Origin of the sequence: Actinopolyspora lacussalsi subsp. righensis, from assembly GCF_900116555.1 — a bacterium.
GTDB lineage: Bacteria > Actinomycetota > Actinomycetes > Mycobacteriales > Pseudonocardiaceae > Actinopolyspora > Actinopolyspora lacussalsi.
The window spans coordinates 38,963-65,035 of sequence record NZ_FPAT01000011.1; the positions used below are offsets into that span (position 1 = coordinate 38,963).

General features: G+C 64.7%; 23 protein-coding genes and 2 pseudogenes. 8 read left to right on the forward strand and 17 right to left on the reverse strand.

The genetic code is table 11. The features are described from left to right. Positions 1-12 precede the first annotated feature (12 nt). The 5 genes from BM394_RS17800 to BM394_RS22900 form a co-directional block, all read right to left on the reverse strand. Positions 13-1,323 carry a B12-binding domain-containing radical SAM protein gene (locus BM394_RS17800; protein ID WP_092979931.1) on the reverse strand — a complete coding sequence of 437 codons (1,311 nt, stop codon included), beginning with the start codon at positions 1,321-1,323 and terminating at the stop codon, positions 13-15. Continuing rightward, entirely contained in the window at positions 1,320-2,063 is a 744-nt protein-coding gene (locus BM394_RS22520) for a cytidylate kinase family protein (RefSeq protein WP_139235256.1), read from the reverse strand. Before BM394_RS22520 ends, BM394_RS17800 begins: the two co-directional genes overlap by 4 nt. Before the next feature lie 227 nt (positions 2,064-2,290). Then, positions 2,291-2,614, reverse strand: coding sequence for a hypothetical protein (locus BM394_RS17810; protein ID WP_092979939.1), 324 nt, complete (start codon positions 2,612-2,614; stop codon positions 2,291-2,293). Positions 2,615-2,866: 252 nt separating this feature from the next. Beyond that, positions 2,867-3,202 (reverse strand): hypothetical protein, encoded by a 336-nt coding sequence (locus BM394_RS22525; protein ID WP_139235257.1) that lies wholly within the window; start codon positions 3,200-3,202, stop codon positions 2,867-2,869. Positions 3,203-3,351: 149 nt separating this feature from the next. Further along, positions 3,352-3,903 carry a hypothetical protein gene (locus BM394_RS22900; RefSeq protein ID WP_175530161.1) on the reverse strand — a complete coding sequence of 184 codons (552 nt, stop codon included), beginning with the start codon at positions 3,901-3,903 and terminating at the stop codon, positions 3,352-3,354. Positions 3,904-4,045: 142 nt separating this feature from the next. On the opposite strand from BM394_RS22900, the gene BM394_RS17820 reads away from it, so the two are divergent. After that, a complete protein-coding gene (locus BM394_RS17820; RefSeq protein ID WP_092979942.1) occupies positions 4,046-4,885 on the forward strand; it encodes a helix-turn-helix domain-containing protein in 840 nt (279 codons plus the stop codon). Further along, a complete protein-coding gene (locus tag BM394_RS17825; protein ID WP_092979944.1) occupies positions 4,882-5,064 on the forward strand; it encodes a DUF397 domain-containing protein in 183 nt (60 codons plus the stop codon). The genes BM394_RS17820 and BM394_RS17825 overlap by 4 nt, the downstream gene beginning before the upstream one ends. Positions 5,065-5,449: 385 nt before the next feature. On the opposite strand, the pseudogene BM394_RS23775 reads toward BM394_RS17825, so the two are convergent. Beyond that, positions 5,450-5,596: pseudogene (locus BM394_RS23775) on the reverse strand (3-methyladenine DNA glycosylase); the annotation flags it as partial. 500 nt (positions 5,597-6,096) lie between these two features. Beyond that, on the reverse strand, positions 6,097-6,345 hold the full coding sequence (locus tag BM394_RS17835; protein ID WP_092979948.1) for a hypothetical protein: 249 nt from the start codon (positions 6,343-6,345) through the stop codon (positions 6,097-6,099). A 156-nt stretch (positions 6,346-6,501) separates the two neighbouring features. Here BM394_RS17835 and BM394_RS23780 point away from each other — a divergent pair. Continuing rightward, positions 6,502-6,648 (forward strand): annotated as a pseudogene (locus BM394_RS23780) (helix-turn-helix domain-containing protein); the annotation flags it as partial. 1,317 nt (positions 6,649-7,965) lie between these two features. On the opposite strand, the gene BM394_RS17845 reads toward BM394_RS23780, so the two are convergent. From BM394_RS17845 to BM394_RS17855, 3 genes are all read right to left on the reverse strand, one after another. Further along, positions 7,966-9,006 carry a hemolysin family protein gene (locus BM394_RS17845; RefSeq protein WP_092979952.1) on the reverse strand — a complete coding sequence of 347 codons (1,041 nt, stop codon included), beginning with the start codon at positions 9,004-9,006 and terminating at the stop codon, positions 7,966-7,968. Next, positions 9,003-10,370: a hemolysin family protein gene (locus tag BM394_RS17850; protein ID WP_092980156.1), complete on the reverse strand. Its 1,368-nt coding sequence runs from the start codon at positions 10,368-10,370 to the stop codon at positions 9,003-9,005. Before BM394_RS17850 ends, BM394_RS17845 begins: the two co-directional genes overlap by 4 nt. A gap of 307 nt (positions 10,371-10,677) precedes the next feature. Then, a complete protein-coding gene (locus tag BM394_RS17855) occupies positions 10,678-11,238 on the reverse strand; it encodes a TIGR03086 family metal-binding protein (RefSeq protein ID WP_092979954.1) in 561 nt (186 codons plus the stop codon). A 445-nt stretch (positions 11,239-11,683) separates the two neighbouring features. Between BM394_RS17855 and BM394_RS17860 the strand changes: the two genes are divergently transcribed. Then, a complete protein-coding gene (locus BM394_RS17860; protein WP_281246455.1) occupies positions 11,684-13,159 on the forward strand; it encodes a peptide MFS transporter in 1,476 nt (491 codons plus the stop codon). Between the two features lie 163 nt (positions 13,160-13,322). Here BM394_RS17860 and BM394_RS17865 read toward each other — a convergent pair whose 3' ends face one another. The 3 genes from BM394_RS17865 to BM394_RS17875 form a co-directional block, all read right to left on the reverse strand. Then, a complete protein-coding gene (locus BM394_RS17865) occupies positions 13,323-14,390 on the reverse strand; it encodes a DUF3616 domain-containing protein (RefSeq protein ID WP_092980158.1) in 1,068 nt (355 codons plus the stop codon). Positions 14,391-14,460: 70 nt separating this feature from the next. Next, a complete protein-coding gene (locus tag BM394_RS17870) occupies positions 14,461-16,572 on the reverse strand; it encodes an FUSC family protein (RefSeq protein ID WP_092979960.1) in 2,112 nt (703 codons plus the stop codon). A 138-nt stretch (positions 16,573-16,710) separates the two neighbouring features. Then, positions 16,711-17,307: a TetR/AcrR family transcriptional regulator gene (locus BM394_RS17875; RefSeq protein ID WP_092979962.1), complete on the reverse strand. Its 597-nt coding sequence runs from the start codon at positions 17,305-17,307 to the stop codon at positions 16,711-16,713. A gap of 189 nt (positions 17,308-17,496) precedes the next feature. Here BM394_RS17875 and egtA point away from each other — a divergent pair, with 189 nt between their 5' ends. From egtA to egtD, 4 genes are read left to right on the forward strand one after another with little or no spacing between them, the layout of a single operon-like run. Then, positions 17,497-18,795: an ergothioneine biosynthesis glutamate--cysteine ligase EgtA gene (gene egtA / locus BM394_RS17880; RefSeq protein WP_139235258.1), complete on the forward strand. Its 1,299-nt coding sequence runs from the start codon at positions 17,497-17,499 to the stop codon at positions 18,793-18,795. Beyond that, complete coding sequence (gene egtB / locus BM394_RS17885; RefSeq protein ID WP_092979964.1) at positions 18,767-20,113, forward strand: ergothioneine biosynthesis protein EgtB; 1,347 nt, start codon at positions 18,767-18,769, stop codon at positions 20,111-20,113. The genes egtA and egtB overlap by 29 nt, the downstream gene beginning before the upstream one ends. A 12-nt stretch (positions 20,114-20,125) precedes the next feature. Further along, positions 20,126-20,950 (forward strand): ergothioneine biosynthesis protein EgtC, encoded by an 825-nt coding sequence (egtC, locus tag BM394_RS17890; protein WP_092979966.1) that lies wholly within the window; start codon positions 20,126-20,128, stop codon positions 20,948-20,950. Between the two features lie 4 nt (positions 20,951-20,954). Further along, positions 20,955-21,926 (forward strand): L-histidine N(alpha)-methyltransferase, encoded by a 972-nt coding sequence (gene egtD / locus BM394_RS17895; protein WP_092979968.1) that lies wholly within the window; start codon positions 20,955-20,957, stop codon positions 21,924-21,926. A 51-nt stretch (positions 21,927-21,977) separates the two neighbouring features. Here egtD and BM394_RS17900 read toward each other — a convergent pair whose 3' ends face one another. From BM394_RS17900 to BM394_RS23550, 4 genes are all read right to left on the reverse strand, one after another. Further along, entirely contained in the window at positions 21,978-22,274 is a 297-nt protein-coding gene (locus BM394_RS17900; RefSeq protein WP_092979970.1) for a hypothetical protein, read from the reverse strand. Beyond that, positions 22,271-22,492, reverse strand: a complete 222-nt coding sequence (locus BM394_RS17905) for an HC3 family zinc finger protein (protein WP_092631697.1) — start codon at positions 22,490-22,492, stop codon at positions 22,271-22,273. The genes BM394_RS17900 and BM394_RS17905 overlap by 4 nt, the downstream gene beginning before the upstream one ends. A 204-nt stretch (positions 22,493-22,696) precedes the next feature. Beyond that, the gene (gene acnA, locus BM394_RS17910; protein ID WP_092980160.1) at positions 22,697-25,504 is read right to left on the reverse strand and encodes an aconitate hydratase AcnA; all 2,808 of its coding nucleotides are present in this window, start codon (positions 25,502-25,504) and stop codon (positions 22,697-22,699) included. 275 nt (positions 25,505-25,779) lie between these two features. Continuing rightward, complete coding sequence (locus tag BM394_RS23550; protein ID WP_281246456.1) at positions 25,780-25,908, reverse strand: hypothetical protein; 129 nt, start codon at positions 25,906-25,908, stop codon at positions 25,780-25,782. Positions 25,909-26,073: the final 165 nt, after the last annotated feature.

The window sequence follows — 26,073 nt, forward strand, 5'->3', positions numbered from 1 at the left end:
GCAACGCCAGCGCTAGGCTTGTTTGTTCCAGCGCTGCTCTATGAATTGTTTGAGTCGGTGGTATGATTCTTCGACTTCGTTCCATTGCTTGGATGTGCCCCACCAGTGGCGCTCGTTGTGGTGGATGTGGAACTTTTCCCATTCGCCGTCCCAGTCGGGCTGGTGGTGGGTCCCGTGGACCGTATAGAGGTCAGCTTGGTCGTAGACCTGAGTTCCAGGGAGGGGCACGAATCGGAATAGGGAGACGCGGGAGAGGTCTGAGCCGAGTTCATCGAGCAAGGTGATCGTGTCGTCGGTGGTAGCGTTGTCCTCTCCCGGAAATCCGTGGATGATAAAAACCTTGGCTTCGATGCCAGCATCGACTGTGGCGCGGATAGTGCGTCTGATCTGGTCGCGTGTGGTGTTTTTCCGCATGGCTTTCAGGAGTGGTTCGCTTCCCGACTCCATGCCGTATTTGACTTCGATGCATCCCGAAGCGGCCATCTTTTTGAGTAGTTTTTCGTCAACAGTATCGACGCGGGATAGGGCTGACCATTTCAGGTTGAGGTCAGTGATGTTGTCGCAGATATCGCCGACTTTGTTCTTGTTGACGATGAAGTTGTCATCGACGATGGAGAATCCTTCGATTCCGTAGGTGTCGATGAGGTGTGTGAGTTCGTGACGGGCGCTGTGTCCGCTGCGGTATTGAATGCGGGTCTGTCCGGCCGCGCAGAAACCGCACGGGAACGGGCAGCCTCGGGAGAACATGACATGGGCCATCCGATAGTCGCGGCCGGCCAACCGATCGGACATCAGAAAATCTTCTTGCGGAAGAAGATGTCGAGCGGGAAGGGGAAGTTGGTCGATATCCCGGATCAATGGACGTGATGTTTCCCGTGTCAGCCGTCCCTGCTTGTACCACCACACCCCGGCTACGCCGTCGAACTGTTTTGTATCCGCTCGATTTAGGATCTCCAACATCGATTCTTCGGACTCGCCGTCAGTGGCGACATGTGCCTGGAAGTCTCGAATGCTTTCCCTTGGGTAGAAGTTGCAGTGCACTCCTCCCACCATGATCAGTGCGTCGTCCCGGATCGTAGCGGTCTCCCTGGCATGCAGCATATATCCATAGGTGGCTGAGCTTGCCAGACTGAACCCTACGGCATCGTAGTGCGAGAGATCCATTCCCTGCGAAAAAGGGGTTACTTTTTCGATGGCGGTGACATGACCGGTTTGTTCGAGCACCGCGGCAAGATATAGCACCCCGAACGGAGGGAACTCTTTCCGGTTCTCCTTGAATCGGGCCATGTCCGCGACTTCCGGGTAAAGAAGAATAACCTTCATGAAAGATCACTCCGACTGATGTGACTGATGCAATGACGTTGCTGCGGATTCCAGTGGTATGCGGCGGAGGTGAGTATGTCCGGCTGTTCATTCAGCAGCGACGAAACCGCAGAAAACATGACCGGCTCGAATTCCTTGATGCCTTGGTTTGCGGATTGTTGCGTTGGCTCCCGGATCAGATGCGTATTATCCAGGATCACATCGAAGATGTCTCTGCTGCCGAAAATATCGAAACCATGCCGCTTTAGGAACATATTTCTTGTAGAAATGTCCTTGCCTGAAACGAGTTCAGCGCACCCATAAAGGTCATACTGCGGGGGGTTTCCTTGGGAGACGTAGCATTTCCAGGTCCGCGAGGTGGCATCCGAATCCAGCCACACGCGCACCATAGGAGCCTGACATGTCCACGCTATTCCCCAACTATCAATCACCAGTCCTTCGTTCTCGGCGGCAAGTTGAACCAGCCGCCTATCCAACTCATCATCTACTTCGCCACTCTCCCGTGCTTCCTGAAGACGCTCGTGCTCATCGAACCACGCCCGATCTCTGGTAGAAGACACCCCAGTCAGCTCCAGAAGTACTTCTGTGGCGGATACATATCGATACCCCAAGGACTGTGCCAGCAGGATGGCGTGGGTCGTTTTTCCTGCGGCGGTTAATCCCGAAATAGCTACATTTGGATACCTCTTGAACGAAAATTCGCTTTTGGTGTTCGGGTTAGAAGACAGCAGATAACTCACCTCTCCGTGTTGGCAATCGTCGCTGTGTTTCCGATCTCTCTTCATTAGGAGACCAGAGGTGATCGATGACGTGCATCCTCTATTTGGGTGTCGTCAACGATGAAATAATCATCGAATTTCGACATTTTAAACATGACGACGTGACACCGAGCTTCGGTGCGAATTCGGTGTTCGGTGTGGATGGAATGCAGCCGGTTCCGACGGTGGCATTCCGGGCGGTTTTCCTATTAGGCGTAGTGGCCTATCACCCCCACGGCGATCATCTTGATCGTGGAGATGGCGATGAGTGCCAGACCGATAGCTACGGGCCATGTCGGTCGCCATCCGGCCAGGCGCAGTCCGCCCACGCCTGCCCACCAGGTGAGGCAGTCCAGGGCGGCGAGGAAAGCGTGGAGCTTGAACCGGATTTCTTCGGGGTGGGTGAGATGTGACAGGAGGTCGGCGATGGTGACTGTGGTGATCCAGCCGCTGTAGGCGAAGGCCGATACCGCGAGGCCGGTTCCGACGCATTCGCGCAGCAGGATGGTGGTGACCGGGGAACGGCGACTCATCGTGATTCGCTCCTCATGAGGCGGTTGCGAGGGCTGGCTGCGTGCCGGACTTCTGTGGAAGTAGCCCAGGCCGAGTGGCAACAGGAGCGATCTGGGCCACCCGGCCGGGGTGGTGCCGTACGCGGAGTGGGGAAGGGAGAACTCCCGGCACGGCACCGGCTGGGGTGGCCCCCGACACGTCGTTGTGAAGGGGGCCGCGACGAACACGCGCCGGAGGTCTCTGGAGTTCGGCGGCGCGCGTTCGTGGTCTGGTCACGCGGCAGGTCGGGTATCGTGGTGGCCGGTCCCCGGTAGGTGAGAGCTACCGGGGGCTTCGTGTCCGCTGGGGTTGTCGGGATCGGTGGCGGGCCAGGCCGGATCGGAATCGCTGTCTTCGACACGCACCGGCCGCAGCCGCGGTAAGCGGGGCGGTAGATACCCGATGACGTGCAGGCAGGCGTCGCAGACCGAGCGTTCGTCGTCATCGGGAGGGCCGCTACTCGCCCGACTGCGGAACGGACCATGCCGGGCCAGGTGCCCGCACAGTGCTCGCAGTCCCTCTCGGGCTTCGGTGTTGGCGGGGCAGGCGTGCCATTTCGACTCGAACACGCTGGCAAACCACCCGTGGCGGCCGGGCTTGCTCAGCGGGTCGGTCCCCACGCCAGCCGTGCCAGCACTAGGGCGAGCAGTACCACTAGTAGGATCGCGATCTCGGACTCTGACACCACACCTCCCGAGCACCAGTCGCAGGATTGCCACTAAGAAGGGCAAGAGCACGACTCGTCCTCCGTTTCCCTCGTAGCGATGGCTCCGTCCAACGCATCGCGGAGCTGCCGCGCTTCGGCGAGGCTCAACAGTGAGGCCACAGCCGGGGCGGGAGCCAGGATCGCGATGCCCTGAGCGGTGGGTTTCAGCCGCAGTTCCGCTCGGCCGTGACGCTGCTGGCGGCACGGCACGATGAACCATTCCGACGTGCTGGCCGTAGGACTCGGAGCCTCCAGGGAGGCGAGTTCGAGGAGCCAGGATTCGTAGGAGTTGAGCGGGCTCGGTGGGCGGTCGCTGCCCGCGATCAGATGTTGGAAACACACTGGGCAGTAGTGGTGCCGGTTGCCCACCACCCGCTCCGGCGGGTGCGGGGCGAGTTCGATCGTTTCGCCGCAGAAGCACGCCACCTTCCCGCGCCCCGCCTTCGCGCTGGCCTCGCCCTTGTAGGGCGCGGTGGCATGAATCGTCCACGAGTCCTTGCCGGTTACGAACCGGGGATGAGGTGCGGGGCGTTCAGTGTCATCAAGAGACTCAGAGACTCTCATTAGGTTCACCTAAACTTGTTACAGTCCATGACTGAGTGAATCTTCACTGTCGTGATCTGTAATGTCTCATGGTCATGTGAGATGTTCCAATACCCCGTTTGGGGGAATCACGTGAGATGTCTCAGCTCATATCCTGAGAACTATGCCGACATCCCCGCGCGCTCAGGCGCTCTCGAAGGAACTCAAGCAAGCCAGGACGGAACGAGGGCTGACCGTTCGTGCTCTGGCGGACAGGCTGGGTTGGAGTCACGCGCGTGTGAGCAGGATCGAAAATGCCAAGCAGGGGATTACGGTTGAGGATGTCAGTACGCTGCTGGGCTATCTACGGCTGGCGTCTCATGACCGTGATCGGCTGATCAAGATGACTCGGGATTTGAACGAGCCTGCCTGGTGGGAAGTTCACAAGGGAGTGAACTCACAGCTGGCATCACTGATCGACGCTGAACAGCGTGCGCTCCGCATCACGTACGTAACACCAACCCTCGTGCCGGGGCTGCTACAGACACGCGCCTACAGCAGAGCTGTGTATGAAGCTGCTGGCTTTGCCGACCAGGAAATCGACGATGCGGTAGCGGTGCGGCAACATCGCCAAGGCATCATCGAACGGTCATCACCCACTGAGCTGGTCACGTACATGGATGAGTCAGTCCTACAACGGCCAACCGGGAGTCGAGACACCGCAGCAGAGCAGCTTCGTTACCTCACCAAAGTCAACGAACGTGACAACGTTTTGATCAGGGTTCTGCCGCTGACCGTTGGTGTTCATGTGGGGCTCGACGGCATGTTTTCGATCATCGCCATGCCGAATGGCAGTTCCACCGTGCACATCGAGGCACCCAATGCAGGCGTGCTGCTGTCTGAGCATGAGGATGTGCAACCCTACGAAAGTATGCTCACCAAGGTCGAGGAATCAGCACTGTCTGCTGCTGATTCAATGAAGCTGTTGAGCGAGTACGTTCGATACCACGAGGGCCTATCATGATCGAGTTCACCGCATGGCGGAAGAGTAGCCGCAGCAGCGCTTCCGGCAACTGCATCGAAGTCGGGTTCGCTACCAACCTGGTTGGTGTGCGGGACACCAAAGACCGCGACCACGGAATATTAGCTTTTCCGGAGGCGCAGTGGCAGCGCTTCATCGACGACGTGAAGCGTAGCTACTGACGGAGACCACCGGACGCGGTTAGTCTTGGTAACCGCGTCCGATGGTCCATAACTGAGCATAGAGCACAGCAAAACGTCTCGATGCCGCTCAGGCGCGGTGTCGGGACGTTTTCTTGGTTTGGTGAAGCCCTTGCGTCTCTCAGTGGTGTCGGAAGAAGCGGGCTGCGAGCCAGCTGCTGAGTAGCGGGATGCAGCGCCCCCGTCGTCCGGGGACGCTGTTTTGTGTCCGCTTCATGAGTGCTGAATCAGCACAATCCCTAGTAACGACGGGAACCCGCTATGACAGACTGGGTATGTCATAACAAGGTGTCACATATTGCGCTGCGGGTTTGACTTCAGTTACTAGGGCTAGGGCTTCTGTGAGAAGCTGGTTTTGGTCCAGTCTGTAATAGGTGAAGAGGAAGTCCATCACCGGGTGCTTCTCGCCGCGCCGCTGCCGTTCGCGGTGCGGCAGCGTCCAGTGCCGCATCCGTTCCAGGTGAGCCTGTTCCCTGGCACGCCACGTTCGTTCGGACAGTACTTCGGGTGGCACGTGGGAAGGATAGGCCACGTGCGCGACATCGCCCCGGGGGGCGGGGACACGGAAGTGAAGCCGTTCAGGATCGTTCGGTCGGTGAAACCGGGCCGCGCTCGTCGCCCTGTGCGGCGTTCGTGCCCGGCCTGTTCGCGGCGCGTGCGGGGTGCTCTCGAACCTGTCGTCGGCCATCGTTCCGGCCACCAGTACGAGAAATCCCCAGGAGCTGGCACCGAGTGTCTCAGCCCAACTCCCGCTGAGAGCCGCAGTAGGCAGGGGATTTCCGTGAGTTCGTTGTTGAGGACAACGGCGATCGACGTTTGGTTCCGTTTCCCGATTTCATCTCGAACCGCTAGAGGTTACGCCCTCGCGTACCGATTCGTGCGAAAACGGTCGCAATTGCGATGGGCTGCCGGATCTGTCCAAGTGCTGTTGTGAACCCTTCTGGATTCGTTCAAGTCGCCGGAGAAGGCCGGAATGTGCCCGCGTGGTCGATACGGACTCACGGTTCCGCCCGGTCATTCTTCCTCCGCAGTGCTCCCGGCGCTCGACTGCTCGGCGATCAGGAGTTCCGTGCAGTCCGAACAGGTAGGGGACTGGAACCAGTCCAGCTCGCTGGGTTTCGCCATCGGGTACTGAAACCCGCACACCGACGTATCGGCCGGTCGGCCGTCCCAGTGTTTGCCCCGGAAGGCGTGCCGGTGCCATTTGAACCCGGTTCGATCCGGTACGGGCAGCCAGTAGTGCTGTCGCTCGGTGGTTTCCATCGATTTCTCTCCCTTATTGCCTCGATCAGGTGGGTACTCCACCGAATTCGGGGGTTACCCGACGAAGTGCCCTACCGCTATCGTCGTCAGTACTGATCACTATGTGAAGCGGTTAGGTGTCTGCACGTGTCTGCAATTGAGGACGTAGGGCCGCTCATGCGAACGGCTAGGCTGGATGCTGGCCTATCCCTGTCCCGGATGGCTGAGCTGACGCACTTCTCGAAGCCCTACCTCGGGCAAGTCGAGACCGGGGCACGTACGGCAACGATGGACGTAGTAGACGCCTATGAGCGCGTGTTAGGGGCCGGTATGTGGCGTAAGGAGATCACTCACCCAGGACTAGCCAGGATCAAGGGAGAACAGCGGCTTTCCGCTCTCGTTCAGTCGATTCGTTCGGGTAGTCCGGACGTATTCAGCAAGCGCCCTACGGCTCACGCCACGGATGTAGCGGTCGGAACCCGGATGGACCCTGACGGTATCCGGCAGTTCCGTCAGTGGATGACCGAAGGCGAGACGGCAACGCTGCGGACGAACTCCCTCAGCGTGTTGGCCAAGCTTCCCGGTCGTGATAACGCGGAATTGGTCGTTCAGGTACTCGAAGAGGACCCGAAGGTTCGGCGGTTGTGCCTCGCCTCGGACATTTCCCGGTTGACTCAGGTGGATTGGAAGACAGCTCTACGGGTAGCCGATGACCTTCCGTCGCACCCGGATCCGAGGAAGCTCGCGCGGAAGGCAGCGAAGGAAGCCGTGGACCCGAAGGACACAGAGAGTCGTTGGTGCGGTTCGTACATGCTGCGGCACCTTGCCCCGGTGGTAGGCCGCTGAATTCTTGCAACAGCTCTCGAAGAGCTACGAGTTAGCCACAGACGGCCGATTTGAACCTTCGGTGGATACGAATCAACCCCCGGCCGAAACCGGGGGTTGACCGTGCTACATTCCAAACTGCCAAGGATGAAATTAGCAGGGCTGAGTGTACGCCAGGAAGTCACTCCCGCTCCAGCCGCCCCGGCAAGCTGTGAGGTACGGACAGAGACCGGGCCGACGTTCACAGCGCCGAGTATCCCCGTTAGATGGGGTGAAGTCCGCGCGTCAGGCAACGCACGATCTAGGCGAACCCGGCCGTGTACTTGGTAAGCCCTGACGCTCATGCTCGGGCACTCCGCCCATCACCGTGGCTCTGCCCGTAACCCCCGGCTCGGCGCGGGTGTAACACCCCGCGCGGGGTGAAGCTCCGAAGTCACAATTCCGGTATACCGAGAAGCTTCACCTCCCCCTCGATCCGGGAGAACTGTGTCGAACACGCGACGTACCCGGATCAGGGGGGGCTCGCAGCCTTACGGGTCCACGCGGTACCCGAGCCCCCGCCAAAACCGACCCGCGGTCCCGGTGGCTTCAAAACCTCACGGCGAAAACGGACGGCGACCCGGCACCGGGGTCACCAAAGGCTGTCGGGGGTTGCCGTTCAAAGTAAGGCCGAACCGAGCGACACGAACGAGCGCGGGGTGTACGAACCCGGATTCCATCACCGGGTGTTCTGGACCCGTTCCGTGCTCTGGCCCTGCTCCCACGAATCGCCCACGGGTCTCCGGGCGCTCCCCGAGGAAAGCGCCCGGAGCCTGGTCAGGCCACGTGGGTGCCGTCGCGGACGGTGCCGACGTACTCCTCGACGAGGTCCTCCAGCGCCACCACGCCGAGCGGTTTCCCGCCGTCGTCGATGGCGGTGGCCAGATGACTGCCGGTTCGGCGCAGCGCCGTCAGCGCGTCGTCCAGCCTCGCCCGTGCCCGCACGGTGGGCAGCGTGCGGATCCGCGAGCTCGGGACCAAGGTGCGCGGAGAACTTCCCGCCTGGTCCAGCACGTCCTTGACGTGCAGGTACCCCACGAGCTTGCCGCGCTCGCCGCGAACGGGGAAACGGGAGAAGCCCGTGGACGAGACGGCGTTCTCCACGTCCGTCAGCGTGGGGTCGCCGGGCAGCGTGGTCAGGTCGTGCAGCGGAACGAGGACGTCACCGACGGTGCTTTCCACCGAGGAGAGCGTTTGGGCCAGCCTGCGGTGCTCGGACTGGTCCAGCAGCCCCTCGCGTCGGGACTCCACCAACAGCTCCGCCAGCTCGGAGGAGGTGTAGGCGGTCTCCAGGTCTTCCTTGGGCTGTATCCGAAGCACACGCAGCACCAGGTTGGCCAGCATGTTGAACAGCGCGATCAACGGCCGGGCAACCTTGACGAAGCCCACCAGGGCGGGAACCAGCCACAGCGCCAACCGTTCCGGATCGGCGATCGCGAGGTTCTTCGGAACCATCTCGCCGACCAGCACGTGCAGCACGACCACGAGCGCGAGCGCGATCGCGAAGGAGACCGCGTGTATCAGCACCGAGGGCACCGGAATCGGGCCCAGCAGCCGGTCGAGCTGGTGTGCCACGGCCGGCTCGCCCAACCTGCCCAGTCCCAGCGAGCAGAGCGTGATGCCGAGCTGGGCGCTGGTCAACATCAGCGAGCCTTCCTGGCTGGCTCTGATGACGGTGTTCGCCCGTTGTATTCCCTGCTCGCGAAGTGCTTCCAAGCGGTCCCTGCGCGAGGAGAGCAGGGAGAACTCCGCTCCCACGAACAGCGCGTTGAGCAGCAGGAGCAGCACGGTGAGTCCGATGGCCGTGCCGTCGCTCATCGTGACACCTCCCGTTGCGGTTCTGCGTTCGAGGACGGCTGTCTGGAGCCGAGGTCAGGGGAACGATGCTGCAGCCGCAGTTCGGCGATGCGGTGCCGGTCCATGCCGGTGACCGTCAGGGTCCAGTCGTCCTGCTGGATCCGGTCGCCCGGTGTGGGGATGCGGCCCAGCCGGTACAGCACGAAACCCGCCACCGTCTCGTAGTCACCTTCCGGCATGGTGAAGCCGGTGGCCTCTTCGAGTTCGTCCGACCGCAGCAGTCCGGAGATGTTCCAACTGGAACCTCCGGTGCGTCGCACGGCGGACACTTCACGTCGGTCGTGCTCGTCGCGTACGTCACCGATGATCTCCTCGACGACGTCCTCCAGGCTCACGATTCCCGCCGTGCCGCCGTACTCGTCGACCACCAGCGCCATCTGCAATCCGGAACCGCGCAGCCGCTCCAGCAGCGCGTCACCGTCCAGGCTCTCCGGCACCGTGGGCACCGGTCGTGTCAGCGAACCCACCGAGGTTCCGGCGCGCTCTTCCAGCGGCACCCCGAAAGCCTGTTTGACGTGTACGACACCGTGTACCTCGTCGAGGTCGTCGCCGTGTACCGGAAACCGGGAGAAGCCGGTTCGTCGTGCGGTGTCGATCAGTTCGAGCACGCTGTCCCGCGCCTCCAGTGACTCGACCCGCACCCGAGGGGTCATCAGTTCCTGGGCCGTACGTTCCCCGAACCGCAGCGAGCGGTCCATCAGCTCGGCAGTGGCCTCGTCGAGCGTGCCGTGCTCGGCGCTGGAGCGCACGATCGAACCGAGTTCGTCGGGGGAGCGGGCCGAACGCAGTTCCTCCTGCGGCTCGACGCCGAACTTCCGGATCACCCAGTTGGCGCTGTTGTTCATACTGTTGATCAACAGGCTGAACACCCGGGAGAACGTGGCGTGGTAACCCGAGACCGCCCGGGCGGTGGGCAGTGGTCGTGCGATCGCGAGGTTCTTCGGAACCATCTCGCCGAAAACCATCGACAGCGTGGTCGCCAGAAAGATCGCGAGCACGAGGGCCAGGGGAACGGCCACACCCATCGGTATCCCGATCGCGGTGATGACCGGGCGTAGCAGGTCACCGATCAGTGGCTCTGCCACATAACCGGTCACCAGGGTGGTCAGCGTGATCGCCACCTGTGCGCCGGAAAGCTGGAACGAGAGTGTGCTGTGCGCACGGCGTACCGATCTGGAACGCCGATCGCCGACCTCGGCGACATGGGTGTCGATGGTGCTGCGTTCCAGGGTGGTCAGCGAGAACTCGGCGGCCACGGCCAGCGCCGTGCCCAACGTGAGCATCCCGACGAACAACAGCCCCAGGATCGCGAGTAAAACGTCCATCATCCACCGCCCCGCGACTGGCTGTTACGGCGCCGCAGCCGATGGTGAGTAGCAAAGCAGCCGGGTCTTCGACCCGGCCCGGTACTGCCGTCGGTCGAGTGTGCCTCGGGCACTGACGCTGTCACTCCTTTTGCGTCGTGTCGTGATCGTCGACTACCGGGGCCGCGTTCTCCCAGCGGAGGCGGTGCTCCCGGTTTCGGTGCGTACATCCTACCGTGCGGGAAGCCGTGATGGCTTCCACTGTGGCGCGGATATCCCAACCGGGGCCCGTTCCCACCGTTTCCGGTGTGGCATCAGCCGCGGACTCTCAGGGTTGCCTGCCCAGCATCGCCAACAGACGGCTCTGCGGGGCCGCCGAGACGCTCACGGGTTTCGCCGGTGCGAAGAGTCCGGAATCGGCGAGCGCCGCCAAGTGCGGTTCGAACACCGTGCGCACGGCTTCGACCAGTTCCGGGTCGAGCCCGGTGTCGGCTCCGATGCCCTTCGCGAGGTCCCAGGCGTGTACCGCGAGGTCCATCGTCATCTGCCAGCCGTAGTCCTCGACGGGGATCTTTCCGCCGGTGACGTGTACCCGGCCGGACAGCTTCGCGTTGTCCCAGGCCGCTCGTGCCGCGGAACTGGCCCTGTCCCATGCCGCTTGCGGGTCCTCGCCCACCAGGTCACCGTCGAACCGGTCGCCGACCTGTTCCAGCGTGTGTCCCTCCAGCAGCCAGGGCGCCCACAGCTGCTCGCTGACCAGATGGTTGAGCAGATCGCGTACTCGCCATTCGCCGCACGGGGTCGCGTTGTCCAGTTGATCGATTCCGGTGCGACGAACACGGTTGTCGAATTCGCGCATCGCCGCCCGGTGCGCGGGCAACAGTTCCATCTCCGCTCCATGGCTCTGCGTCGTCCAGGGTGCCGCTGATATGCGATTCGAAGGCTCGCACAATGGTCCTCGGGGTGCGAAGTCGGGACAGCGTGGGTCGACCGGGGCCCGGCGTTCCGTGTCTCCCGCGCGCGGGACCGCGGGCCGCCGCGTCCCGCGGCGGTCGTCGAGAGCCCCGGTGAGTTCGGTCACATAGCGTGAGTATATCCGTTGCGTGGCAGTCACGGTCGGTACCGAGAGTGCGGCTCCCGGAACGTGCCACATCCCTCGCACGAACAGGGGTGGATCCCGGTTTCCCGGGATTGTCCACCTGTGAAACATCTGCTCATCCAGACGTCACACCTTTGATGGACCCGGTACTCGTGGCCTGCGAAGAAGTGCGTATCCTGCCGCAAGTTGTCAGGTGGCCACAGCCGCCTCGCCACGCGTACGAGAGGACGTGATCGTGAACACCTCCACGGTTACGAGCGAGTCGCACGGGAAAGGGTTCTTCGGACAGCCCCCCGGTTTGTCCACATTGTTCTTCGTCGAGATGTGGGAGCGCTTTTCCTACTACGGGATGCGCGCCATACTCGCTCTCTACCTCTATACGGCGGTCACCCAGGGCGGCCTCGGCATGGCCGAGTCGATCGCCGCGTCGTTGGTGTTGACGTACGGTTCTTCGGTCTATCTGACCGGCGTCGCCGGTGGTTGGCTCGCGGACCGCGTTCTCGGCGCGCAGCGTGCCATCTTCTACGGCGGCGTGCTCATCATGCTCGGCCACATCTGCATGGCCTTCCCGGGCGGTTACTACACCCTCGGTGCGGGGCTCGCGCTGATCGTTCTCGGCACCGGTCTGCTCAAGCCCAACGTCTCCAACGTCGTCGGTGGTCTCTACTCCAAGGACGACGCGCGACGGGACGCGGGCTTCTCCATCTTCTACACCGGAATCAACATCGGGGCCTTCGCCAGCCAACTGATCACTCCGGCTCTGGCCGCTGGGCCCGGGTTCCACTGGGGCTTCGGCGCGGCAGCCGTCGGAATGGCACTCGGCCTGGCCCAGTACGTACTCGGTCGGGGCCGTCTCGCCGGCGTGGGAAGTCAGCCGGTCAACCCGCTTCCGGCACACCGTCGCAACCAGGTTCTCGGCCGAGTGGCGCTCATCGCGGTCGCCGCGCTGTTACTGCTAGGCGGCGCGTTGGCCCTGTTCGGCGTGACCGGCCTCATCAACACCATCACCCTGGTCTCGATCCTGCTTCCCGTCGCCTACTTCCTGGTGATGTTCCGCAGCAAGCAGGTGACCAAGATGGAACGGGACCGGTTGCTTTCCTACATCCCGTTGTTCATTGCCACGGCGATCTTCTTTTTGCTCTTCGAACAACAGGCGGCAACGCTGGTCATCGTGACCGACCAGCAGACGGACACCACGCTGTTCGGCTTCGACTTCCCAGTGGGTTGGTTCCAGTCGATCAATCCGTTGGCCATCATCGTGCTGGCACCGCTGTTCGCATGGATGTGGACCAGACTGGGCAGTCGCCAACCGAGCACGCCGATCAAGTTCACCGGCGGACTCTTCTTCGTCGCACTCGGTTTCCTCTGGGTGGTCTTCGCCGGGCTGTTCCGCGACGAACAGGGCCTGTTGAACCCGTTGATGATCGCCTTCGTGTTCGTGCTGTTCACCGTCGGTGAGCTCATGCTCTCTCCCGTGGGTCTGTCGGCCACCACCAAACTGGCTCCGGACGCGTTCTCCTCACAGACCATGGGGCTGTACTTTCTGGCTCCTGCGCTGGGGCAGGGAGTAGCGGCGCAGATCGCGAAGCTCTACTCGGAACAGCACCAGGACATGTACTTCGGCGGTGTGGCCCTGGCCACATTCGCTCTGGCGGTGTTGCTCGCGCTGTTGTCTCCGCGTGTCAAGCGCTACATGCACGGGGTGAACTGACCGGCCCTCGCTGCCACACCCCGGTGCTTCCCGCGCCGCGCACCTCCTCGGAAGGGGTGCGCGGCGCGGTTCTCGTCACGCGCGGGTGGTTTCCTTCGCGGGGCCGTTCCGTTCCACCGACCGGTGGGATCGACCGCACTCCGTCCCGTCCGCCCCGACCGGGTCAGGGCAAGTCGAATACGTCGCCCAGCACGGTGTGCTCGGCGGTCAACCGGTGTTCGGCCGGACTGTCGTAGACCACGAACAGTTTCTCGCCGTCCGACTCCGAGACGACCGAGATCCCCTCGGCGTGATCGTGACCGACCCCGTGGGGCAGTTCCAGTTCCACCGGCAGTTGCTCGGAACGCACCACCTCGGGAGCCTCGCTCTTCGCCGCCTCGTGCCAGCGATGCACCCGGATCGGTCCGTCGAGGTCCATGGACGGCCCCGCCAGCACGAGCAGGTCGTCACCGTGCGGGCACAGGTCTCGGATCCCCAGCCCGTCGAGGTCGAGGAAGTGCTTGCGATAGCGGGAGCCGCCGAAGCGACCCAGGGTGAGCTCACCGGCCTCCGAGCCCTCGCTCGGCGCGATCTCCAGCAGCACGGCCCAGCCCCGAAGCACCGGTCCCCGCAGCCCGAGGAACAACCCGTCGCCCTTCACGGCGACCCCCTCGACATCGAACCCGTTGTCCTTGGCGGGTATCCGCAGGAACGGGCTCAGGTGCGGATCCTCCGCCAGCGCTTCGGTCAGGCTGTCCTTGCGGCGCGCGCCGAGCACCGCGGAGCGCCTGCCGTCCGATGCCTCCCGCACCAGTCGTGGCGGCCCGTCGCCGTCACGTTCCACGGCCAGCCTGGCCACGACGTGCCGGTTCATCTCGTCCCGCACCTTGGCCAGTCGTTTGGCGGCCTTGGTGTCGTCGTGTTTGGGTTTGATCTTCTTGCGCACCAGGCTGTGCGAGCCCACCGCCCAGAGCCAGTCCCCGTTCAGACCGAGTCCTTCGATGTCGGCCTCCTCCTCGGCGGGACCGGGCAGCGGCACGAGATCGGCGAGCCGGAAGGTTCGCTGCTCACCGTAGGAGTCCGGGTGCTCCCCCTCCGCGAGCCGCATTCGTTCCACGGTCGCGGTCTCGTCACCGGCCAACCACAGACACCCGTCGTCACCCCGGATCGCGGAGATGTTGACATGCGTTTCCGCGTCCACCGACCCCTCGTGGAACCGCAGCGCCATACGTCGTTCGATTTCGTGGTGCATGGTCCGCATTATGCGGCCCTCCCGGTGTTCCGCTCCGGCAGTGGGAGGCGTTCGTCCGCGAGGACACGCCTCACCGGGCCGGTTCGGTTTCCCGGCGTTCGACGAATCCGAACTCCCGTCCGAGGTCGTGCAGGATCCGGCCGACCCGGTCGAGCAGGTAGACCGTGCGGTGCAGCGAGGTGGGCCCGGACGGCAGGGTCTCCGCGATGTCGTGCAGCTCCTCCGCTCGTTCCCGCATGTCCTCGACGATCTCGTCGAAGTTCCGCGTTCCTCGACCGGTCAGCGCCGCCGCGGCTTCCGCCATGCACCGGAGCAGTTCGACCAGCCTGCTCCGGGTGTCCGCGTCGATCATCTCGACGCTGTTGCCCAGCACCACGGTGAGGTTGCGGACGTAGTAGGCACAACCGGATGCCATGGTCAGCTCGCGCTCCAGGCGGCTGCCCTGGGAACGCATCCGCAGCCCCGTCAGCGGCCGCGCGCTGTCACGCAGTCGGTGGAACCGGTCGTCCAGTTCCCGCACGTCCTCGCGCAGCCCGGAGACGGTCCCCTCGGCCTCGACGTCCCCCGCTGCCCGGCGAAGCAGGTCCCGCAGCCGCAACAGGAAGTCCTCCGAACGCGAACGCACCACCGAGCGGGTGCTCGTCGGCAGCACCAGCACGGCGGCGAGGACTCCCGCGGCGGCCCCCACCGCCGTTTCCACCAGTCGGGTCTCCAGCACAGCCACGGAGAAGCTGCCCAGGATTCCGTAGAGGAGACCGAGTGCGGTCGTGATGAAGAACGTCAGGGCGGCGTAGGAGTATCCGATGAAGTAGAACGCGAGGAAAAGACACAGCAGGATCAGCACCAGTTCGGTGGCCAGATATCCCGTCACCTGCGAGGCCACCAGAATCCCGGCCAGCACCCCCAACAGCGTGCCCGCGGTGCGTTGCCAGGCACGTACCAGCAGCTCACCGCGGCTGTTGACGCTGATGAACACCACGAACGCCGTTATCACGGCCCAGTACCAGCGGTTCGGCGACACCAGCTGCCCCCCGACGATGGCCAGCGCCGCTGCCGTGGTCACCTGAACCGCCGTCCGCACCTCGGGGCGTCGGAGTCCGGTCTCGGAGTCCGACGGTTCGTCCTGCTCGTCGGTGTCCCGTTCGGTCTCGGCGCCCTCGGGCTGTTCGGAGGTCGACTCGTCCGCGGTGTAGTCGCTGCCGAGCTCGGAGGTCGCCTCGGCCAGTTCGGCCATCGCCGATCCGAGTCTGCGCACCGTCATGGCCAGTTCGGCCGACCCCTGCCGTTCCAGCTCCTCGGCGACACGCTTGGCCGCTTTCCGGAACTCGGTGGGGTCCGTGCGCAGCACGTGCAGCAACGGCGTCAGTGCCGGAACGGCTCCGGAAGGGTGATCGATCGCTCTGGTCAGTGGTGTGAGCAGGTTCTCCGCGGCCAGCTCGACATTGAGCAGGCGTTGTCGAAGCCGGTTTCTGCCCACCTCGTCGATACCGTTCAGCTGCTCCACCGTGCCCTCGAGCATCAGCGCGGTTTCGTTCAGCCGGGTCGAGCGGTTCTGCAGCTCGCGGCGCCGTTTCGTCGAGTCGGGGTGTTCGGCCAGATCGCGCACCGTGTGCAGCAGAGCGTGTACCTGCGCCCGCATGGTTCGCCTACCCCGTTCGAGAACTCCCTGCGGATCGTCACGCAGCACTACGAAGCGCAACAGGCAGGCCGCCAGCGCACCGCAAACCGCGGCCAGCCCCATCGCCGGGATCTGGGAGAGGGTCGGCCGCAGGAACATCGCGAAGAAGTAGCCGAAGAACCCCACGAAGCCCAGTGCGAAGTACCGCACGCCGAAGCGGCGGACATAGGTGGCCGCGAAGATGACCACCAGAAAGATCAGCACCGTCAGGAACGGGACGTGCCGACTGACGGTGGCGATGCCCAGGCTGATCGTGGCCGGGATCGGCATCAACAGCGTGGTGATCAGTCTGCCCCGCTCGGTGGGATCGTTGACCGCCACCGAGGACTGGATGGCCACGATCGCACCGATCAGCGCGCTGGGCAGCGCCAGCCCCAGCCACGCGAGCGTGGGCAGCATGACCAGCAGTGTCAGGGCGACCGAGGAGACCACCCGAACGGCGGTCCGGAACCTGCGCAGTGCGGGGTCCGAGGCGACGAAGCGATTCCACCACTCGCTCCACATGCGTGCCTCCGGCTGCCGTCACTGACCGACTTCTTCCCGTCGGCTCGCGGTTGTCGATCGGGCCGGGGGCGAGATTACGCCCGCGGGCGGTTCGGGGCATCGCACACGCCGTGCCGGCCCGGGCAGGGGAGCGCCGGATCACACCCCGCCGCCGCGGTGGCGACGTACGCTCTCCTCCACCAGATCAAGCACCGGGTCCATGTCGTCAGCGGGAAACCCCATGGCCAGGTGCGAGACGAGTCCTTCCAGAACCAGCTCCAGGTACGCGGTGAGCACGTCCACATCGACGTCGTCGCGCAGATTGCCCGAGCGGTGCTGCCGGTTGAGTCGTTCCCTGGTCGCGGCGGTGAGCTGTTCGGAGCGTCGTGCCCACCTGCCGCGGAACTCCTCGTCGGTCCGCAGCCTGCGGGACACCTCCAGCCGGGTGCCCAGCCAGTCCGCCCCGGGAACACTTCCGCTGCCGTGCGGATCGGAAAGCAGGTCGCGCATCACTTGCACCAGCCCCTGCTCGGCCACGACGTCGGCCATCCGGCCCGCGTCGTCCTCGGCCAGCGCCAGGAACAGCGACTCCTTGTCCTTGAAGTGGTGAAAGATCGCGCCGCGGGAGAGCCCGGTGGCTTCTTCGAGTCTGCGCACGGTCGCACCTTCGTAGCCGTACCTGGCGAAACAGGCACGGGCGCCGTCCAGAATCTGACGGCGTCGCGCCTGCAGGTGGTCCGAGCTCACGCGGGGCATGGACTGATCGTCGCAGCTCGCCGGTGTTCTCGCAATCCGTACGTACGTTTTGTGAACTCGCCTCCCCACGCGGCGGAACGCGGGGTTTCATAGCAGTCGCCGCTCGCGGACCGCAAGTGGTGCGTATCCCCTCGAACGACGGTAATGTCAACGTGAACACCAGAACACAGGTGGTGATGGAACGTGGCCATGCCCATCGATCGGGATGAACCCGTCGACCCGGCGGTCCACGAGGTACCAAAGTCGCGCTTGCGGAGCCGTGCTGACGCGGAGGCCTACGTTGCCTCGGTGTGTTTCAAACACGGCCCACCCCGCTTGCTCGGCATCGAACTCGAATGGACTGTCCACCATGCCGAAAATCCCCGAAAGCCTCTGGAACCCGAACGCCTCAGACAGGCACTCGGATCCCACACTCCCAGTTCACTGGCCCCGGAAAGCCCGAACGACGGACTGCCGAACGGATCGGCACTGACTCTCGAACCGGGCGGCCAGATCGAAATCTCCAGTGCCGCGCACGAATCGATGAGCGCACTGCTGGAATCACTGACAGGCGACATCGCCTACGTCCGCGAACTGTGCGCCCGCGCCGGCCTGGTGCTCGGCGCTCGCGGTATCGATCCCTGGCGCCCACCGCGTCGACTGCTCCCGGTGGCGCGTTACGCGGCCATGGAGCACGCGTTCGACCGCATCGGAAGTGGCGGCAAGCGGATGATGTGCAGCACAGCCGGCATTCAGGTGTGCCTGGACATCGGCGAGCGGGATCGCCTCGGAACGCGCTGGGCGGCGCTGCACGCCCTCGGCCCGGTCCTGACCGCGACGTTCGCCAATTCGTCCACCGTGCTGGGAGGCGACACCGGATGGGCCTCGGCCCGGGCACGGTCCCTGCTGCACACCGATCCACCCCGCACGCGCCCCGCGCCGATCACAGCGGATCCGGCCGCGGACTGGGCACGGCACGTGTTGGACGTTCCGGTGGTGTGCCTGCGACGCGACAACGGCGACTGGACAGCTCCGAACGGGATCAGCTTCGCCGAATGGATCGGTGGTTCACTCGAAGAGGCTCCCACACGTGACGACCTCGACTATCACCTGACCACCATGTTCTCCCCCATACGTCCCCGCGGCTACTTCGAGGTGCGCTACATCGACGCGCAGGAGGGGGACGAGTGGATGCTGCCCGCCGCTGCTCTGATCGCCCTGTTCCGCAGCGAGACCGCCGTGGACAAGGTTATCGAGGAGACCGCCGCGGTCGCTGACAGCTGGGTGGACGCCGCGCGCCACGGACTCGCCGATCCCGAACTCGCCCGGGCGGCCGAGGCCGTTTTCGACCTGGCCTGTCGTTGTTTGGAAGCTCTTCCCGACAGTCCCGCCGGACTGGCCGAGCGGGTGGCCGAAACCGTACGACGGCGCCTCGAAACAGCCCGTGCGGCGAACGAGCCATCCACCACAGGAGGACGACGTGAGCACCATCGGCCCCGAATCGGCTGAACTTACCCCGGACGACCTCAAGAACCGCGTCGCCGTTGAGCTGGAGCGAACCAGACAGCGCAGCATCGCCCTCACCGACGCGGTCGACGACGACGATCTCGTCGCACAGCACTCCCCGCTGATGTCGCCACTGGTCTGGGACCTGGCCCACGTCGGCAGCCAGGAGGAGCTCTGGCTGGTGCGGGACGTAGGTGGCCGCGCCGCACTGCGACCGGACATCGACGATCTCTACGACGCCTTCCAGCACTCGCGGTGTGACCGCCCCGAACTGCCACTGCTCGGTCCCGACGAGTCACGCGACTACATCGCCACCGTCCGTGACAAGGCCCAGGACGTGCTGCACCGGGTGCGGCTGGACGGCAGGCCTCTGGTGGAGCGGGCCTTCGCGTTCGGAATGATCGTGCAGCACGAGCAGCAGCACGACGAGACCATGCTGGCCACTCACCAGTTGCGACGCGGCGATCCCGTGCTGCACGCTCCGGATCCACCCTCGGTGGCCGAAACCCCGCTGCCGTCGACGGAAGTGTTCGTCCCGGCGGGCACCTTCACGATGGGAACATCCAGCGAGCCCTGGGCACTGGACAACGAACGCCCCGCTCACCCCGTGCACGTGCCCGACTTCCACATCGACGCCCACCCGGTCACCAACGCGGACTTCTTCCGCTTCATCGAAAGCGGCGGGTACCAGCACCCCCGCTGGTGGAGCGAGGAGGGGTGGCGACACCGTGAACACGCACGACTGAGCGCCCCGCTGTTCTGGCGGCGCAGCGGGGACACCTGGTGGCGCCGCAGGTTCGGCAGGATAGAACCGGTTCCCCCCGAGGAACCCGTGGTGCACGTCAGCTTTCACGAGGCGCAGGCCTACGCGAACTGGGCGGGCAAACGTCTTCCCACCGAAGCGGAATGGGAGAAGGCGGCGCGGTTCGACCCCGCCACGGGGAACTCCACGCGCTATCCGTGGGGCGACCGCGAACCCACTCCCGAACGGGCCAACCTCGGCCAGCGGCACCTGCGTCCCGCTCCGGCCGGTGCCTATGCCGCCGGGCGGTCGCCGTGCGGCGTCGGACAGCTGATCGGTGACGTCTGGGAGTGGACGTCCTCCGATTTCGCCGCTTACCCGGGTTTCGAGGCCTTTCCCTACCGCGAGTACTCGGAAGTCTTCTTCGGTACCTCGCAGAAGGTGCTGCGGGGCGGATCGTTCGGCACCGACGCCGCGGCCTGCAGGGCCACCTTCCGCAACTGGGACTTCCCGGTTCGTCGGCAGATCTTCGCCGGATTTCGCTGTGCACGCACCCCCTCGCGGGACGAACTCGACTGAGCGGACGTGGCCATGTGCAGACATGTCGGTTATCTGGGGCCGCCGGTGCGGTTGGACGAGCTGCTGCTGCGTCCGTCCCACGGCCTGCTCGAACAAACCTGGGCGCCGAACGACATGCGCCGGGGTGGGACGATCAACGTGGACGGTTTCGGTGTCGGCTGGTACGGCGCCGAACGCGTCGAGCCCAGCAGATACCGTGCGGCCGGGCCGATGTGGGCGGACGAGAACTTCGCCGCGCTGGCCCCCGAGGTGTCGGCGGACTCCCTCGTCGGCGCGATTCGTTCCGCCACCAGATCGACTTCGGCCGAGCGGACGGCCTGCGCCCCGTTCCAATCGGGGCGTTGGCTGTTCAGCCACAACGGATCCGTGCCCGGCTGGCCGGACTCGCTGGCCGAACTGGCCGAAAAGCTCGACCCGGTGCGGTTGCTGGCCTCGGAAGCACCGGTGGACTCCGCGGCCGTCTGGGCGCTGTTGTCGCAACGGCTCTCCGATGGGCAAGCCCCCGCCGACGCGGTGCGCGACACGCTGGTCGAAGTGGTCCGTGCCGTTCCCGACGCACGGATGAACATGCTGTTGTCCGACGGGAATCTGTTGATCGCCACCACCTGGACGCACTCGCTGTCGGTGTGCCGGACCGACAGCGCTGTGGTCATCGCGTCCGAACCCTTCGAACTACCAGCCGCCGCACGGGGGCACCGCGATGGTTCGGCCACGGCGGACTCGCCGTGGCACGCCGTGCCGGACGGCCACCTCGTCGTCGCCGACCGCGAGGAGACCAGTCTGACCCCGTTGCCGGACATCGAACTACGAGACAGCCCGACCACCGAGAGCAGGTAACCGGATGAACGCCGTCGAACTGATCAACCACCGTTCCGAGGCCGACGTGGCGCGTGAACTACGCGCCGACGCCAGGGACGGACTCACCGCCGAGCCGAAACGCCTGCCACCCAAGTGGTTCTACGACGCCCACGGCAGTGAGCTCTTCGAGCGCATCACCGAACTTCCCGAGTACTACCAGACCAGGGCCGAGTACGAGATTCTCGAGACACACGCACTGGACATCGTGGAGCGTACGGGCTTGGACACGCTCGTCGAGCTCGGTTCCGGATCCTCCTACAAGACCAGACTGCTGCTCGACGCGATGCGCAAGAACGAGACACTGCGTCGCTTCGTTCCACTCGACGTGTCGGCCGCCGCCCTGCGTGGCGCGCTCGAAGCCATCGCGGCGGACTACCCGGAACCGGCGCTGTACGGGATCGTGGGGGACTTCGACACCGCACTGGCCGCACTGCCCGAGGAGGGGACGCGGTTGGTGGCGTTGCTCGGCGGGACGATCGGCAACATGCGTCACCACCAGCGGGTGCGATTCCTGCGCACCGTTCGGGAGGCGTTGTCGACGGGGGAGTGGCTGTTGCTCGGCACCGATCTCGTCAAGGACCCCGCACGGTTGCGGCGTGCCTACGACGACAGCGCCGGAATCACCGCCGAGTTCAACCGCAACGTGTTGCGCGTGCTCAATCGTGAGCTCGACGCGGACTTCCCGGTGAACGAGTTCGAGCACCTCGCCGACTGGAACGAGGAACGGGAACGGATCGAGATCGGACTGCGCGCTCCCCGCCCCATGCGGGTGCGGCTGGCCGAACTGGATTCCACGATCGAGCTGGCCGCCGGTGAAGTGATCGAGACCGAGATCTCGGCGAAGTTCCGGAGGGAACGTGTCGACTCCGAACTGGCCGAAGCGGGGTTCGAACCGGTCGAGTGGTGGACCGATCGGGCCGGGGACTTCGCGGTGTCGTTGGCCCGTGTCCGTTGAGGACGTCGTCCTCGCGGTGCCCATGCCCTCGTATCGTGGTCGAGCACGATTTCACTCGGCCGGTCGGTCCGGTGCGTCGGAATCGTGTGACAGACCGGGAACGATACTCGTCGCGGCTTCCCGCGGTGACGCGGTGAGCATCAGGCACGGCAGACATGGCATGCCCGCCGGTCGGTCCGCCGTCTCGGCCACCGTGTCCGGGATGCGCAGTCCACAGTGGGTTGCCCAGTGCTCCGGGAGCTCGCCGTGCCCCGTCGCTTCATCGTCGTCGAGGGTGCAGAGATGGACCTGTCGCTGCGATTCACCAACGAGCCCCGCCCGGTACCGGACGGCTATCGTTCTGCTCATGCGGTCGCTCCGACGCGTTCCTTGGCCACGTCCATGCACGCGTCGCAGGTGGGCCACAGCCAGTTGAGCTCGTTCGAGGCAGCCGCCACGACCCGCTTTCCGCACAACGTGTCGAGCCTTTCCCCCTCGTCGTGCTGCTTACCCCCGGGGAGCGGGCCGGCGATGGCGTGCCGTTGTTTCTCGGCGGGTTGCCAGTGATGTTTGAGTTCACTTGTCATGATCACACCTCCATGACGGGAGACGCACGAGCCCGTTGACGGTGATGCGCGCGGACGTATTCTGTGACCGTTTTCACCCGTCGGAATGAGTCGGGATTCCGAAGACGGAAACTCCCCGTGTGATCCTAATCCTTCTCGAAAGAGCTCGGCGCCGTGGTCCCGTCCGAACGGGACCACGGCGCCGAGGACGAACTCCGCGACCTGTCAGGAATTGACCATGTTCCGCAGGACGTACTGCAGAATACCGCCGTTCCGGTAGTAGTCGGCCTCACCCGGAGTGTCGATGCGAACGTCCGCGTCGAACTCCACGGTGGAGCCGTCCTCCTTGGTGGCGGTCACCTTCACCGTGGACGGGATCTCACCGTTGTTGAAGGCGGTGATCCCGTTGATGTCGTAGTGCTCCGTTCCGTCCAGTCCCAGGGACCTGGCGGTGCTTCCCGCCGGGAACTGCAGTGGGACTACTCCCATGCCGATCAGGTTCGAACGGTGGATGCGTTCGAACGATTCGGCGATCACCGCGCGCACACCGAGCAGCGCGGTGCCCTTCGCGGCCCAGTCCCGTGACGAGCCGGAGCCGTACTCCTTGCCCGCCAGGACCACCAGCGGCGTGTTCTCGGCGGCGTAGTTCTGCGCCGCGTCGTAGATGAACGCCTGCGGAGCGCCGGGCTGGGTGAAGTCGCGCGTGTAGCCGCCCTGCACGTCGTCGAGCAGCAGGTTGCGCAGCCGGATGTTGGCGAACGTGCCCCGGATCATCACCTCGTGGTTGCCCCTGCGGGAACCGTAGGAGTTGAAGTCCTTGCGCTCGATGCCGTGCTCGCGCAGGTACTGCCCGGCCGGGGAGTCGGGCTTGATGGCGCCCGCCGGCGAGATGTGGTCGGTGGTGACCGAGTCGCCGAGCAGGGCCAGCACCCTCGCACCGGAGATGTCGGTGACCGGTTCCGGCTCAGCACCCATGCCCTCGAAGTAGGGGGGCTTGCGCACGTAGGTGGATTCCTGGTCCCACTCGAAGGTCTCGCCCTCGGGGGTGGGCAGCTCCCGCCAGCGCTGGTCGCCCGCGAACACGTCGGAGTAGTCGTTGGTGAACATCTCCTGCGTGATCGCCGAGTCGATGGTGCTCTGAATCTCCTGCGGGCTGGGCCAGATGTCGTTCAGGTAGACCGGCTCGCCCGCGGTGTCGTGCCCCAGCGGATCGTTGGCGAAGTCGAAGTCCATCGAGCCCGCGAGCGCGTAGGCGATCACCAGCGGCGGCGAGGCCAGGTAGTTCATCTTGACGTCCGGGTTGATCCGGCCCTCGAAGTTGCGGTTGCCGGACAGCACCGAGACCACCGAGAGGTCGTTGTCCTGCACCGCCTGCGAGATCTCGGTGGGCAGCGGCCCGGAGTTGCCGATACAGGTGGTGCAGCCGTAGCCCACCAGGTGGTAGCCCAGCTTCTCCAGGTAGGGCCACAGGCCGGCCTTCTCGTAGTAGTCGGTGACCACCTGGGAGCCGGGGGCCATCGAGGTCTTGACCCACGGCTTGGTCTGCAGCCCCTTGTCCACCGCGTTGCGGGCGAGCAGCGCCGCGCCCAGCATCACCGATGGGTTGGAGGTGTTGGTGCAGGAGGTGATGGAGGCGATCACCACGGCGCCGTGGTCGAGCTCGAACTCGCCCTTCTCCTCCGAGGTGACCTTGACGGGGTTGGAGACCCGGCCGTCGGAGCCGTCGGCGGCCGAGAACAGCTTGGGCTTGTCGCCCTCGTCGTGGTGGGTCACGGCGGGGGAGTCGCTGGCGGGGAAGGACTCCTCGCCGGCCTCGTCCAGTGCGGTGTCGTCCGAGCTGACCTGCACGTAGTCACGGAGCGAGCCGCGGAAGGAGCTCTTGGACTCGGAGATCGCGATCCGGTCCTGCGGGCGCTTCGGACCGGCGATCGAGGGAACCACGGTGGAAAGGTCGAGTTCCAGGTACTCGGAGTACTCGGGCTCGTGGTTCGGGTCGTGCCACAGTCCCTGCTCCTTGGCGTAGCTTTCCACCAGGTCCAGCTGGTCCTGCGGACGGCCGGTGAGCTTGAGGTAGCGCAGCGTCTCCTCGTCGATCGGGAAGATCGCCGCGGTGGAGCCGAACTCGGGGCTCATGTTGCCGATCGTGGCGCGGTTGGCCAGCGGGACGGAGGCGACCCCGGAGCCGTAGAACTCGACGAACTTGCCGACCACACCGTGCTTACGCAGCATCTCGGTGATCGTCAGCACCACGTCGGTGGCGGTGGCGCCCGGCGGGATGTCGCCGGTGAGCTTGAAGCCGACCACCTTGGGGATGAGCATCGACACCGGCTGTCCCAGCATCGCCGCCTCGGCCTCGATGCCGCCGACGCCCCAGCCGAGCACACCCAGACCGTTGACCATCGTCGTGTGCGAGTCGGTGCCCACGCAGGTGTCCGGGTAGGCCTGGCCGTTGCGGGCCATGACACCGCGCGCCAGGTGCTCGATGTTGACCTGGTGCACGATGCCGGTTCCGGGGGGAACGACCTTGAACTCGTCGAAGGCGTTCTGTCCCCAGCGCAGGAACTGGTAGCGCTCCTTGTTCCGGCCGTATTCGAACTCGACGTTGCGTTCGAAAGCGTCCGGCTTGCCGAAGACGTCGATGACCACGGAGTGGTCGATGACCAGCTCGGCGGGAGCGAGTGGATTCACCGCGGACGCCTGGCCGCCCAGCTCCACGACGGCCTCACGCATGGTGGCGAGGTCGACCACGCAGGGGACTCCGGTGAAGTCCTGCATGATCACCCTGCCGGGGGTGAACTGGATCTCGGTGTCCGGTTCGGCGGTGGGGTCCCAGTTGCCGAGTGCGCGTACGTGCTCGGCGGTGATGTTGACACCGTCCTCGGTACGCAGCAGGTTCTCCAGCAGGATCTTGAGGCTGTACGGCAGCCGCTGCGCGCCGTCGACCGCGTCGAGTCGGAACACCTCGTACGAGGAGTCGCCGACACGCAACGTGTCACGGGCGCCGAAGCTGTCCTTGCTCGCAGGTGCGGTCACGTTCCACTCCATCTCGTGACGGGCGTGCGCAAGTTCGGGAACGGCACGGGTCCGGGGAAGTCTCGCGCACTTCGGTGTTCCGTGCGCGCGGACCCTTGCTTCAGCTTAAACAGTACGCTTGTCCTGTATTCGTGCTCAAGGCAGGGTCAGGCGAAATCGAGCCCGAAATATGCCCGTGCGCGTAATCCCGCGGTTTTTGCCCGGGCGAGTGGTGCGGTCGGCGAGTCCCTTCGAGATGTCCGGCACGTTCGCGTCCACCGCGAGGGCGTTCGGCCTCAGGAGTCGTCCTCCTTCTCGTCCTCGGTGCTGGGCAGTTCCGCGAGCTGGGCGCGCAACCTGCGGGACCACTCCAGGTCCCGGGCGAACGTCGCGTCGTAGTGGTCGACACCGTGGGGTGAATTCATATGGTCACTATTTCGATTCGTTTCGTGTCTGCTTTCACTCTTGTGGCGGTGTGCCGCAGCTGTCCTTCTGACGTTACGTACACGTAGTGCCGGGTCGAGGTTACCGGCGCGGACTGGTGGGTAGACACCTGACGTGCGAATACTCATGGATGCGGTGTCGTACGA

Excerpts from the sequence above, each read along its gene's own strand:
- BM394_RS17800 (WP_092979931.1), bottom strand. The coding sequence starts at position 1,323 with ATGAAGGTTATTCTTCTTTACCCGGAAGTCGCGGACATGGCCCGATTC.
- BM394_RS17810 (WP_092979939.1), bottom strand. The coding sequence starts at position 2,614 with ATGAGTCGCCGTTCCCCGGTCACCACCATCCTGCTGCGCGAATGCGTC.
- BM394_RS22900 (WP_175530161.1), bottom strand. The coding sequence starts at position 3,903 with ATGAGAGTCTCTGAGTCTCTTGATGACACTGAACGCCCCGCACCTCAT.
- BM394_RS17820 (WP_092979942.1), top strand. The coding sequence starts at position 4,046 with ATGCCGACATCCCCGCGCGCTCAGGCGCTCTCGAAGGAACTCAAGCAA.
- BM394_RS17825 (WP_092979944.1), top strand. The coding sequence starts at position 4,882 with ATGATCGAGTTCACCGCATGGCGGAAGAGTAGCCGCAGCAGCGCTTCC.
- BM394_RS17835 (WP_092979948.1), bottom strand. The coding sequence starts at position 6,345 with ATGGAAACCACCGAGCGACAGCACTACTGGCTGCCCGTACCGGATCGA.
- BM394_RS17845 (WP_092979952.1), bottom strand. The coding sequence starts at position 9,006 with ATGAGCGACGGCACGGCCATCGGACTCACCGTGCTGCTCCTGCTGCTC.
- BM394_RS17850 (WP_092980156.1), bottom strand. The coding sequence starts at position 10,370 with ATGGACGTTTTACTCGCGATCCTGGGGCTGTTGTTCGTCGGGATGCTC.
- BM394_RS17855 (WP_092979954.1), bottom strand. The coding sequence starts at position 11,238 with ATGGAACTGTTGCCCGCGCACCGGGCGGCGATGCGCGAATTCGACAAC.
- BM394_RS17865 (WP_092980158.1), bottom strand. The coding sequence starts at position 14,390 with ATGCACCACGAAATCGAACGACGTATGGCGCTGCGGTTCCACGAGGGG.
- BM394_RS17870 (WP_092979960.1), bottom strand. The coding sequence starts at position 16,572 with ATGTGGAGCGAGTGGTGGAATCGCTTCGTCGCCTCGGACCCCGCACTG.
- BM394_RS17875 (WP_092979962.1), bottom strand. The coding sequence starts at position 17,307 with ATGCCCCGCGTGAGCTCGGACCACCTGCAGGCGCGACGCCGTCAGATT.
- egtA (WP_139235258.1), top strand. The coding sequence starts at position 17,497 with ATGCCCATCGATCGGGATGAACCCGTCGACCCGGCGGTCCACGAGGTA.
- egtC (WP_092979966.1), top strand. The coding sequence starts at position 20,126 with ATGTGCAGACATGTCGGTTATCTGGGGCCGCCGGTGCGGTTGGACGAG.
- egtD (WP_092979968.1), top strand. The coding sequence starts at position 20,955 with ATGAACGCCGTCGAACTGATCAACCACCGTTCCGAGGCCGACGTGGCG.
- BM394_RS17900 (WP_092979970.1), bottom strand. The coding sequence starts at position 22,274 with ATGAGCAGAACGATAGCCGTCCGGTACCGGGCGGGGCTCGTTGGTGAA.
- BM394_RS17905 (WP_092631697.1), bottom strand. The coding sequence starts at position 22,492 with ATGACAAGTGAACTCAAACATCACTGGCAACCCGCCGAGAAACAACGG.
- BM394_RS23550 (WP_281246456.1), bottom strand. The coding sequence starts at position 25,908 with ATGAATTCACCCCACGGTGTCGACCACTACGACGCGACGTTCGCCCGG.